Raw genomic sequence first — 10,713 nt, 5'->3', positions numbered from 1 at the left:
ATGCGGTAATCGAAGGAAAAGTCGTAAGGAGGTCAGACATTTTCCTACAAAATAAATACAATTAAACCACTTCATCAAACCAGTCATTTTTTCTTAACTAAACGACATTGGTTCTACACCTATAATCTTTATTGTCTTGGAAACAACATAATATCTAAAGTCATTTTATTTGGACAAAGGTATCATTTTCAATAACAATTACAACTTCCCCGCCACCTTTCTCCAAAACTTTTCTACAATATTCATTTTGTCATGAGAACGAACAAAAATACTTAATATAACTATTTGTAAACCCAAGAAAATAAGCGAGTTAATTATCAATCCGTATTCTTTCAAGATTGGAAACGCCATCCAAAACGAGCATAAAATTACATTCTGACAAACATAAATACTAAGCGTTTTTTGTCCAATGCTTGAAAGCAAGTTATGTAACCATGTTTTTGGTTTAATGAGTAAGTAAAAACCTGTCATATACCATAAAGCGAAAAACAGAATATGGCTAAAGTAAATGATATTTGACCCCGTTAAAATAAAAAGGACGAGCATCAAAATGTCTAAACCCAAGTACAGTCTAAAGTTTGAAGCCGCCTTTTCAAATACCCAAAGATAAGTAGCTTTAATGCCCGAAAAACTGGTGTAAAACCCGATGAGTATCAAAAGAAACATCTCTAAATGATACACGATGAGATAATACTTAGCATGAATATTAAGATAAATACTGTATTTAAAATTAGCTAAAAATACATTTTGTGATTGGATAAAGTCACTTACCTTACCGACCTTAACCATGTCATTATCAACCGTACAAATGGCGATGATAGTGCAGATTAAAGTAGTCAGCAAGACCATTTTTTGATGTTTAATCAAGACATTTCTAAATGCGTATAACAGCATTCCGATAGCAGCATAATCTTTTAAAATATCTCCATAATAGAGAAAACTATTGCAAAGTCCCAACGCAAAAAGTACGAGCATTCTCTGAAAGAAAATCTTAGCTCCTTTATCCTCTTTTTTGAAAAGTAAGCCACAACTATATCCAAAGATGGCACTCAGACAAAACCAACCTTTATCGTTAATGAGCAGTAAAATACCCGAGTAATAAAGATTGGGATAAATGACGTTGAGTACATTGATGGTATTAAAAATCCCAATCCAAAGAATGAAATAGCCCCGCATCGCATCCAAGAGAGGCATTCTTTTTATTTTTTGTTCTTTTTCCATGAGATATGAGCTTTTAGTTTGTCGCTGAGTGTTTGATAATCTAATTGCTTAATGGCTTCAACTTCCATTTTTAGTGGAGCTTTATTTCCTTTTTTATCTTCGATATAAAAACCATATTGTCCATTTTTAACGACTAAGTCTTTGACCTGATGAATAATTTTGAGTTTTCGCTCCTGATTTATCTGATTGATAATTTGCTGAGCTTGCGAAACATCGGGTATGGTATCGTCCGTTAAATTGTAAAAAGCATTTTCAAAAAGCAGATAAGCCCCTTTTTCAGTTTTACCATAACTCAGGGGTTTTCCGTCTATGTTCCCTATAAAAGTCGTTTTCCGCTGAGTACCACCAATCTCTGTGAGGTTTTGACAATGTTGAATACTTTGCGTGTGTTTGGCATCAAAGTTTTGCATGACAGTTAAATAATTGGATTTTCCTTCGGTAATTAAGTCTAACTGCTCTTCGATGTCGGCGGTGAACTCATAATTCATCATTTGCTTGAAATGATTTTCTAAGAACTCAATGATGGCGATACCCCGCTCAGAAGGAATCAATTTGTTTTTGTCGCCGCCAACACTTTGTTTTTCAGTAAGTGTTTTTATTTGATACTCGTGATTAAGTTGAATTACTTCCACCTGTTGAATGAGTGGCGGAATGGTATTAACAACTGCATACTGTTTAACGGCAATGACTTGATTAAGAATGGTAGCGTAGGTAGAAGGGCGACCAATACCCCGCTTTTCTAATTCTTTTACCAGTCCTGCTTCGTCAAAACGTTTAGGCGGATTGGTGTAATTACCTTTACTGGTCATTTCAAAAAAATCTAATTCATCACCAATGGCAATTTTACCATGAATCGTACCTCCTTCATTTTCAGTATCTTCTTCCGAATCATCGTCTAAATCGCTATACATCGCTAAAAAACCTGCTTCCACTAAGGTTTTTTTATTGGAAATAAACAGCTTTCCATCAGTTATGTCAGTGATGGTGATTTTATCATTTACATACTGAGCAGGAATCATTTGAGATGCTATCGCTCGCAGATAAATGAGAGTATATAACTGCTGTTGGTCTTGGTTTTCTCCTGCGGTTCTTTGCTCAAAATGGGTAGGTCTAATGGCTTCGTGAGCTTCCTGAGCATTCGTTTTTGCTTTGTAAATGTTTTTTTGAAAAGTATTAGTTTTACCAACCTTGATGAGTTGTTGTTCAATTTCCCAAATAGCTTCTTCACTTAAATTGGGGCTATCGGTTCGCATATACGTAATATGTCCCTGCTCAAAGAGTTGCTGAGCGACTTCCATCACTTTTTTAGCTCCCCATTTGAATTTTTTAATGGCATCTTGTTGTAAAGTTGACGTGGTAAATGGGGGAGATGGGTTTCTAAAATTTGTAATTTTTTCAATGTTAGCAATCCTAAAGGTACGCTGAGCAATACTTTGGAAATAGCAAATAATATCCTCTTTAGAAAGCTCCTGACCCGTATATGAAGCCAGCAATTTATCCCGATTGAAAACCTCATGACTAATTTTTGTGAGAAAGCGAGCCTTGATTCCAAATTTGGGTTGAGAAGAAAAACCTTCAATCGCTTTTTCTCTTTCAACAATTAATTTTAGAGCAGGAGATTGTACCCTTCCAGCCGAATAAGCATCTTTTGTGAGGCGAGTTAGTTTTTTATTAAGCATATCCGAAACCTCAAAACCCGCCAAACGGTCAATGGCTCTTCTTGCTTCCTGAGCTTTAATCAGCGTGAAATTTAATTGAGTAGGTTGTTGAATTGCCGTTTGAATCGCCTTCTGGGTTAATTCATGAAACATAATTCTACAAGCTTGGTCTTTCGAGATACCCAAGATTTCGGCTAAATGGAAAGCGATAGCTTCCCCTTCACGGTCAGGGTCAGTGGCTAAAAGCACATGGTTTCTACCGACCTTTTTTGTTTCAGCGACTATGGAGGCAATGACTTTCTTTTTATCCTCATCAATTTGATAATCCAATTGATAGTTTTTATCCCGATGTACGCCTAAAGTATTGAGAGGTAAACCTCTAATGTGTCCGACCGATGCCATGACTTTAAAATCATCTCCCAACAAGGCTTGTATTTTCTTGATTTTATTAGGACTTTCTACGATTACTAACTTTGTATAATTCATAAAATACTATTTGTTTAGATTTTTGGTATTGTTTTGATTTTTATCTTGCGTTGAAGTTGAAATAATCTTTGAAAAGTCTTTGGTCAAAAGAATGTTTTTACCTTTTTCCTGATTATTTTCTTGTGGTTTATCTACTCCTTGTTCCTCTTTTTGTGGCAACAGATTAACTAAACCCAATTCATCTTTAATGCTTTTGGTAATAAACTGTTCAGCATAAGCTCTTGGATAAATTTGATAAGTATATTTCCCTTTTTGATTGATAGTTTCGCAGTCTTCACGGCTAAGTTTAGGTAAATCAAACATTCGATAATCATGCGATTTTGTGGGCGGTAATACCAAGACAAAATCATTTTCAATGGCTATAAAAGAGCGTTCATTGCCTTTGGGTAAATCCATAAATAAACGCTTTTCGCCACTTTCATCGGGGAAATGGGTAGTCGCTAAAGGTAATTTGTCAAAAGGGAGATTAAACCAATCAATTTCAACTTCAGCGGTATTGTTTTGCTTAGCACCGTCTGTTTTAGGTAAAGGATTTAATTGCTCTTTCGTCAGCTCATCTTTGCTTAATTCATTAGTCACAGAATCACTATCCAAATTATTCAATCGTTGGATAATCGCCTTTAATTTATCCTTTGCGTCTAAAAGTTCAGCATCTTTGTTCCAAGTTCGGTTTGAGAGTTCTTGATAGTCAATGAGTTTCAGTTCATTGCGTTGAAGCGTTTGAATCTGCGCATTGAGCAAATGCTCAAAATTCATTAAAGTCTTTTCTAAGTTATTGAGCAATACCCCCGCAATGACACTATTATTAAAAGAATACATTGCTCCAGATTTCCCTTTGAGGTATAAATGCGTTTCCACAAAGCCATAATCCTTTTTTTCTGCTTGAATCTCAAACCCAAAAATATTTGTCACGGGAATTTTAACGTAATTGGGTTGTTGATAAACGGCATTGATAATCATCTGATTGAGATATTCCCCAAAGTCCTTTCTATTGGCTTGCACCTGCCCACCAAGTGCTTGGTCTTCAAACTTAATTCTATTGAGAACTCTGCCATCTTCCGTTTCAATGGTCACGGTAGGGATTGACTGAGCTTGTTCAATATCTTGTTTCGTTCTTTCAATATTACGTTTGTTTTCAGGAATTAAGGTTTCTGTTTTTTGGATATTTTCAAGGGCATCATAAATTTCAGATTCAAAAGATTTTTTAGATTTTTCTAATTTTTGAACCAGTCCTTCTAACTTGATTTTCTCTAAAATATCCGTATTCCCTGAAAGATTCGCTAAGATTTCGCCAAAGTTCTGACCACCATCGGCATCGCCTTCACTCTCCCGAATTACTCGCATCGAAGGGTCAATCGAATCATTTTTAATCTGCTTGATTAAGAAATCTTTGGTATGAAGTAATTGATATTTGAAAGTATCTAAACTCAGTTCCGAGCAGTACGTATAAATAGGCAATTCATTGTTGTAAAATTCCGCCGAGATTCTATTTCCCTGACGTAAACCCCGACCATTTCTTTGCTCCATATCGGAAGGTCGCCACGGAGCATCAATATGGTGTAAAGCCACAATGCGTTCTTGTACATTGACCCCAGTTCCTAATTTTTGGGTAGAGCCTAAAACCACCCGAATCTCACCCGCATTGACTTGATTGAAGAGCTTATCTTTTTTCTGAGCAGTATTATAATCGTGGATAAAGACCACTTCATGGGCAGGAATCCCACTTTCCACCAAACGTAATTTAATTTCATCGTACAAATTGAACGGCTCAGAAGTCTTGGCTAATTCATATAATTCATCAATTTGGCTATCGTCCATGAGCAGTTCATCGGCTAATTTCTTCCGAATTTTATCTTCCGAAGGGAACTTGTAATTATCGCCATTATACTCACCAAAAACACTTTTTAGCACCTCAGCATCCACGCCCACTTCATCCATTAAATAATCGAGCATCAAAGTCCCAAAACTTGATTTGTTTTTAGGCGTTCCCGTATCCGAAAAGATTAATTGCGTTCCTTTGTGAGCTTCCGATTGCAGATAATGTTCTCTAACAGTTTTTACCAAAGTACCCACTTTTCCACTCGGGTCATAGTCAATACTTGGGTCAATCAAACGCATATCAATAGACATTTTATTGGCTAAATTGGTCGCTAAGAGCATATAGGCATTTTCTTGACCTTCCGATAATTTACCAATTCCCAAGATATGTCCATTTTTGGTTTTCGCAAACTCGATAATCCGTTGTCCAAAATCCTTTTGAATTTCATTCATGGTTAAGGCTTTCACTTGATAGCCCTTCCCAAGCATGGCAGGTTTATTCAAAACCAAATTGTCATCATTTCTGATGTCGGCAATTTCGGTGTAAAGAATGGCTAACTCAGGCACATTGATAAATTCAGAGAAGCGAGTTTTAGGTTTAAATTCTCCCGTAATCGAAAATTCAATATCCGTTTTGGGAACGGCAAAGTTGGTCGCCCATTGGTCAAAGGTATTAAAGCCCAATTCCTCCATTTTATTGGGACGGAGGTATTTAAAGAGCAAATACATTTCCACCAAAGAATTAGAAATGGGCGTACCCGACAGAAAAGTCGTTCCTTTATCTCCGCCGAATTTATCCTGCAAAGAACGAATCGCCACTAACAAATTAAAGGCACGTTTTGAACCTTCCTGTTTAGACATACCCGCTACATTACGGATTTTACTGGTATAAGTAAGGTTTTTAAACTGCTGAGATTCATCCACCATGATGTGGTCAATACCCATTTGCTGAAAATCAAGGGTATTATCTTTGGTTCTATCTAAGAGTTTTTCTAAACGGGCTTCTACCTTTTTAACCTGACTAATCACCCGATTGATAAGTGTTTTTCTGGTTTTGTGGTCAAGTGAACTATCAGATTCAATTTCGTCGATTTGGTTTTTTAATTCTGTTAGTTCCAGCTCGGTTTGTTGCCTTTCATAAAAGGCACTTTGCGGAATGGTATTAAAATTATCGTGCGTCATAATCACGCAATCCCAATCATTTAGGGCAATCTTAGAAAAAAGAGCCAAACGATTTTCTTTCTTGAAATCACTTTCGGTAGGAGCTAAGATATTGGCTAATGGATAGGCTTTTTTATAAGCATCTACAATCTGGGGAACAGTAGATTTTAAAGCGATAATCATGGGCTTTTGAGCAATGGAAAGTTGTTTCATTTTCATGGTTGCCGCCACCATAATAAAAGTTTTTCCGCCACCAACAATATGGTCAATGATACCGCCATTATTTTGGAGTAATCGCCAAACTGCATCTTTTTGATGGGCATATAAATTGACTCCATTAATCCCTTCAAAATTCAGATTCGTTCCATCGTATTTACGAAGCACCGTGGTATTAAATCGGTCATTATAGACTTTGCCAAGTTCTTCTCTCCGCTGAGGGCTTTTCCAAATCCATGCACCAAATTTCTCCTTAACCAAAGCTACCTTCTCCGCAGCAATGGCGGTTTCTTCCTTATTGACCACATAACGGTCAGGATTAGACGAAACTTTATCCCTCACGATGGGCAATTCCATACTGAAAGCATTTTCAATAATGGTAGTATCCCTTAGCCGTTTAGTCGAAAAAATGCCTTTAGTGAGCGTATTAGAGTTTTCGCCAATGATTTCATAACTATCTAAAGCTCTGTTATAATGGAGTTGGAGCTGGTCGCCATTGACTTGTAAAAGCTCTTGGATAAACTGATTATAATGATTAATTCCTACCCATCTTGCCCCAATGCTTACTTCAATGAGATTGGCAGGAATATCTTTGGGCATTATTTTTTCGAGTTCTTCTAAATGAAGGGCATACTGATGATTACCCTTTTCAATTTCGGCTTTAATAATGGCAGCCTTTGCTTTTACATTGCCTGAGAGATATTCGTCTCGATGGACATAATCATTTAAAGTGGGGTCATAAAAGATTAAACCGACACTTTCTTCAATGATTTCCTCAACTGATTTTTCGAGTAATTGAGCGATAAAAGGAAGGTCTATTTTATTCTGTTCGTAGAGAGAAATAGTAATGGCATCCTGAATGTCGGTAGCATTGCCCACTTTTTTTAAAGGAACAATGGTTGGAAAATGTAAAATGTCCGCTTCTTTCCCTTTGTTATCAATCAGCGATAACACATTATAATAATCCTCATCTAAGCGGGCAATCTTTTTGAGAGAATCATTATAAGTACCATAAGTAGCAATAAAATGCTGATGAAAATTTCGAGTATTGTCCCGTATTTGCTCAACCTCCGAACTATTCACGCCACTATATTCAGCATTAATTAAGGCTATCAGGCTTTCTTTTAAAGCCAAATAATCCTTGATTTTTTTAATAGGTTCATTGGGCTTTAGCTCAATAAATTCGCCTGACTGCGTTTTCTTGAAAAGTTGATTATCCAATAAACCAATTGCACCGTATTTTAAATCCGCAAATACTTCATTAAGATAAGTAAGTTGAACGGTATTATCTTCTTGCTTTTCAGTAATAGACAGCGGAATTAAGGTTGGTTTGGCTTTTTCGAGCGTCTGCGTGATGATTTCGGCTAAATTAATTTCCTCTAAACCGCCTAAGACCTTATAATCATTTTGGTCATACATACCGCCCAGACGCACTTCTCCTAAAATATTTTGTGGATTTTTGACAAAATATTCGTTCATCTCGTAATGTGCTGGTGTTCCATCTTTTGCGAAAGTATCCACCCGAATGGAATCACGAATAATAGGAGTGATGTCTTCCGCTAATTTCTTAGCGGTCTTTTGAATGAAGATAATGTCAGCATTGACTTGGGTATTGGCATTATCAAAAGTTTTGTGTGGCAAGCGAACTGCTCCCAAGAAATTACCATTTTCTTCGATGTACTGTCGAACGGGTTTATTCCCGGGAGAATCTAAAACCTTTTTGGATGCCACTAAAGCCACAATTGCCCCTTCTTTGGCAAGCTGTAAAGCTTTTACGGTGAAATAGTTATGAATGCGATTCTGAAAAGAAGATAATTCTCCTTTGAATCCACTATCATATACCCTTGAATCACCAAAAGGAATATTAGAAATGACTAAATCATAAGCTCTATTTTTTAGCCCAGCCGCTTGCAAAGGTTTATTGATAACCTTAGTATCAGCATACAAGTATTGGTTAATTAGTGAAGAGATACTATCAATTTCAACTTGGGTGATACGGGACTGCTCACGCATAGCAGTAGGCATAAAGCCAATGAAATTCCCCGTACCAGCGGAAGGTTCAAGGATTGTTCCTTTTTCAAAACCTAAATGATTCAAACCCTCATAAATCCCTTTGATGACCGTATCGGAAGTATAAAAGGCATCGAGAATCGTGCTTTGAACAGATGCTAATAAACCTGAAAAGCCTTGTTCTTCTAATTGGGTAAGGACAGCCCTAATACTACGAATGGCTTCACGGTAGGCTTGATTGGATTCACCCCAGCTACCCTCATTTTCGGGATTTAAGACAATATCTTTGAGTCCACCAAAGCCAACGTATTGAGACAAAATTAATCTTTCTTCATGGGTGGGGCTTCGCTGATGGGTCATTAACTCGTTTAACATTTCTAAAGCCGCTAAATTATCTGCTAACTTTTTAGCGGTGTTAAACTTGTTTTCGGTATTTTCTAAATAGAATTTTTCTACATTTCGATTAGACTGTTCCAGTGTAATTCGAGGGCTAAGTTTTCTGTCTGTCCTTGCTGGACTGCTTGTTCCACTTGGCTCATAAACTGCTCTACCTTCTGGTTGATGTGGCTCTCCAATTGGTTGTTCATCAATAGTTGATTGAACTGGGTTGGCTGGTTCTCTTTGAGGTAATTCTCTAAGATTATTTGGTAATGTAGGCTCGGCATCATAAGTTTTGCTATTTTCTGTGATTTTATATTGGTTAAACCATGTTTCAAATTTTGATAAACGAATATCTCTACTGTCCTCTTGATGGATTTGGAAGAGTTGTTGCATGACAAATTTACCATCGCTACTTTCTAAAGCCTTTTCATTTCTAATGCCCTGAAGAAAGGCATTTTTATCAGGGGCATGGCTGGCAATGTCAAAAATAGTGCTGAGTAACTGATGAATATTTGTCTGTTGAATAGCCTTTCCTAAATCTTGGATATATTCCTGAATATCGGCATCAACCATAGCGGTTTTTCGCCAATTAGCAGAAGAAATAGGCTTCCCATCTTTATCAATGACATTGGCTATTTCTTGGTTTTCGCTATCTTTTGCCTGAAGAAAATATAGGTTGTCAACCAGCTTTTGTTCTTTGTTTTCAATGCGAATTTTAGCAATGGATAAAGAATGATACCTATCTTTCTTTTTTGCTCCATCATTGAGGGCATCTAAAAGTTTTGCTGCCGCAGCTTCAACGGCTTGGGGATAATTACTTGTTCCAATATCATCACTAACGATTTCTTCACTGGTGGTTTGATTTTCAAGAGGTGTTTTTGATGAATTTGTATCCAAACTTTCTACTTCACTACTACTAATTTCATTATCTCTCTGCGAATTTGGATTGACTTGCTCTTGATTTATTAGCTGCGTTGCTTGGAGATGATTAATGGCAGATTTAGCTCTAAAACGCAATGACGGATTAACCTGAATATGATTAATATCTGTATTTTGTTGTTTTAAAATGTTAAGATGAGTATCTGAAATTAAGAGAATAGATTCGTAAAAGTCGTTAGGCAAGTCTTTGTTTACTTGAATTTCTTCGACGGGATACATCGCCAAATTTTCGGCTAACTTATCAAGTAGCACAGGCAGTTTTCCTTCGGATAAGAGCAAATTACAAAAGACCAAGTTCTCGCTTGCTTTCCAATCAAAGAGTGTTAATTTTTCAAAGGCTTGATTGACTTTTTCGCCATAATTATCGCTTGGCTTTATACGAACGCCAGCGATGAAGTCCAAAGCATTACGAATGGGGTAAATGATTTTGTAATCATTATTTTCTAACAATCCATTCAAGTTTAGAGTTGAATACGTTTCAATAAATTGAAGGATGTTGTTTTTGATGGTTTCGTTGGTGTTTATTACTTTTTGTTGGAGTTTATTAAAGTAGATATTCAACAACTTTTCTTGTTGTGGGGTCATAAAAGTGAATTTTTAAGTAGTCAATTGGCGATTGGCAGTAATCAGTAAACAGGTGGCAGTTTACAGTTTACAGTTAGCAGTATTATATTAAATTCATAATGGTATCTGTCACATTTACCACCAATGTCGTTTAGTTAAGGGAAATTACAGCCTTTTATAGTTCATGAAATACTTTTTTTTTGGCTTGTGATTTCTGGGTAAACTTCGATTGGGTCTTATGATTTCTCGTGTTTTAGCT

The 10,713-nt window shown here is 36.6% G+C and carries 3 protein-coding genes; all 3 read right to left on the bottom strand.

Annotated features, from left to right (window positions below; all coding sequences use genetic code 11):
• Positions 1-198: 198 nt before the first annotated feature.
• Genes VB796_RS23485 through VB796_RS23475 form a run of 3 tightly spaced genes read right to left on the bottom strand, consistent with a single transcriptional unit; the run spans position 199 to position 10,475 of the window.
• Positions 199-1,221, bottom strand: coding sequence for a hypothetical protein (locus VB796_RS23485; protein WP_323349041.1), 1,023 nt, complete (start codon positions 1,219-1,221; stop codon positions 199-201).
• Positions 1,200-3,365 carry a type I DNA topoisomerase gene (gene topA, locus VB796_RS23480; protein WP_323349040.1) on the bottom strand — a complete coding sequence of 722 codons (2,166 nt, stop codon included), beginning with the start codon at positions 3,363-3,365 and terminating at the stop codon, positions 1,200-1,202. Before topA ends, VB796_RS23485 begins: the two co-directional genes overlap by 22 nt.
• A gap of 6 nt (positions 3,366-3,371) precedes the next feature.
• On the bottom strand, positions 3,372-10,475 hold the full coding sequence (locus VB796_RS23475; RefSeq protein WP_323349039.1) for a helicase-related protein: 7,104 nt from the start codon (positions 10,473-10,475) through the stop codon (positions 3,372-3,374).
• Positions 10,476-10,713 lie beyond the last annotated feature (238 nt).

The organism is Arcicella sp. LKC2W (genome assembly GCF_034931005.1).
In the GTDB taxonomy this organism is placed as follows: Bacteria; Bacteroidota; Bacteroidia; order Cytophagales; family Spirosomataceae; genus Arcicella.
Note: the sequence above shows the minus strand (reverse complement) of the source record. Positions and strands in the feature narration are given on the sequence as shown.

Excerpts from the sequence above, each read along its gene's own strand:
- VB796_RS23485 (WP_323349041.1), bottom strand. The coding sequence starts at position 1,221 with ATGGAAAAAGAACAAAAAATAAAAAGAATGCCTCTCTTGGATGCGATG.
- topA (WP_323349040.1), bottom strand. The coding sequence starts at position 3,365 with ATGAATTATACAAAGTTAGTAATCGTAGAAAGTCCTAATAAAATCAAG.
- VB796_RS23475 (WP_323349039.1), bottom strand. The coding sequence starts at position 10,475 with ATGACCCCACAACAAGAAAAGTTGTTGAATATCTACTTTAATAAACTC.